This window comes from Vibrio sp. Vb0667, assembly GCF_033391095.1.
This window is the reverse complement of record NZ_JAWPOL010000086.1, coordinates 1-2,053: the sequence shown is the minus strand read 5'-3', so window position 1 is coordinate 2,053 and position 2,053 is coordinate 1. Positions and strand designations below refer to the sequence as shown.

Annotated in this window: 1 protein-coding gene; it reads left to right on the top strand. The window is 49.7% G+C overall.

Annotated elements, in window-relative coordinates:
- Window positions 1–2,053 (top strand): diguanylate cyclase domain-containing protein (locus R8269_RS23550; RefSeq protein WP_318222696.1); only part of this gene is annotated, 2,053 nt, incomplete at both ends.

Below are 2,053 nucleotides of genomic sequence, written 5' to 3'. Positions count from 1 at the left end.
GATTACTAGAACAGGTGCTCGACCACCCACAAGAACCATTACCTCCGGTGGTGAATGGCGATTCTGAAATCAAGCTCGATTACCAAGCAGTCGTGCGCTGGGGGTTGGGCGCAGAGCAAGAATCCTCGGCGGTCTTTTTTAATAAGCCGATGGAATTTTCGGAGCGTTTCGCCAAAGAAATTCGCTTGTTTGGCAGTTTGTTCGTGTTGATGCTGGTGGCCATTTTGCTACTGAGCTACTACTTGCAACGCATTCGTCGCAGCGAGACGGCTGCTCGTGAAAGCCAGGCGATTTTAGAGTCCATTTTTGACCAAAGTATGCAGTACATGGGGATTTTGGATAAACATGGTTTGCTTAAATCTGGCAACGATCGTCTGCAATCTTTGCTCTATCATCAGGAATTACGCTTAGATAAGCCACTTTGGTTACATCAAAACTGGAGTGAGCAAGCACGCCACGCGATCGCCGATTATTTTGACGCACCGCAGCAACAAGTTTCGACATTTGAAGCCGAAATCTGGAGCAAAGAGCACGGCTCTATGGTACTCGAAATTTCCTTAAAGCCGTTCTCCCAGCAGGTAGGCAAACAAAAGCAGTATCTGTTTGAGGCGCGTGATATCACCAGCCGTAAGTTGATGGAAGATAAGCTCTATCAGCGTGAGTCGAGCTTGCGTAATTACTACGAGCAGCAGCCCGTGATGATGGTGACGCTCGACAGTCACAACCGCATCCAAGAAGTGAACCGATTCGCGCAGCTGTTATTGGGCTACGAGCCGATTGAGATGCTCGGCCATCGCCTGCGAGAGTTCTATCTTGATGACAAAGCACTGTTCCCACGCCAGGTGTTGTTGCAACCGAGTCATCAAGTTCATGATGTGTGGCGACGTGAAATCGAGTATCGCCATGCTGACGGGCACAGTGTTTGGGTACGCGAAAACATTCGACCGCTCAACGATTCCGATCAGTTGCTGATTGTGGGTGAAGACATTTCAGAGACCAAACTTTTGGCTGAGAAGTTAGAGTATCAGGCGCGTTATGACTTATTGACGGGGACATACAACCGCAACCACTTTGAGTTGGAGTTGAAAACTGCGCTGCGTGAAGTGGATAGCCACCGCCGAGTGCATGCGATGTTATACCTCGATCTCGACCAGTTGAAAGTGCTTAATGACACCGTTGGGCACGATGCGGGCGATGCCGCGATTCAATTTTGCGCCAGCATGTTGGAAGAGGTGCTGCCATACAATTCCGTGCTTGCGCGAATGGGCGGCGATGAATTCGCGGTGCTACTGAAAGATTGCGACGAGTATGGCGCGATCAATATTGCGAAGGTGATTATCTCCACATTGGGTGAGCACCTGTTTATCTGGGAAGACACACGCTTATTCATCAGTTGCTCGGTCGGCATTCGTATCATCGACCACACGGCAGAAACGCCGCAAATGGTGCACGCGCAAGCAGATTCGGCGTGCCATGCGGCGAAAGAGCAGGGGCGTAACCGTTACAATCTGTTCAGCTTAGATAATGAAGAGTTGCAGCGTCGCCAGATGGAAATGCAGAGCGTCAACTTGGTGCACGAGGCGTTATCCAATCAGCGCTTGGAGCTGTTTGCTCAACGAGTGATGAATTTGCAGTCGCCAGAGTCGCTGATGTATTTCGAGATTTTGGTGCGTATTCGTGACGCGCAGGGTAACTACGTCTCTCCGGCGATTTTCATTCCCGCTTCCGAGCGTTATAACATTGCGCATTGGATTGATAAGCAGGTGATCAACCAAGCGCTTGAATGGTTTGAACAGCGACCAGACGTAGTGGAAAAGTTGGGGCGTTGCTCGATTAACCTTTCTGGTCAATCCATGGGGAATCAGGAATTTATCGATTTTCTCTTCGAACGATTGAAAAACTCGACCATGCCGTGCGAAAAAATCTGTTTAGAAATCACAGAGACGGCGGCCATGGGCAATTTAGATCAAGCCATCGACTTTTTCACCAGAGCCAAATCGCTCGGCTGTATGATTGCGCTGGACGATTTTGGTTCGGGCTTGTCGTCTTTTGG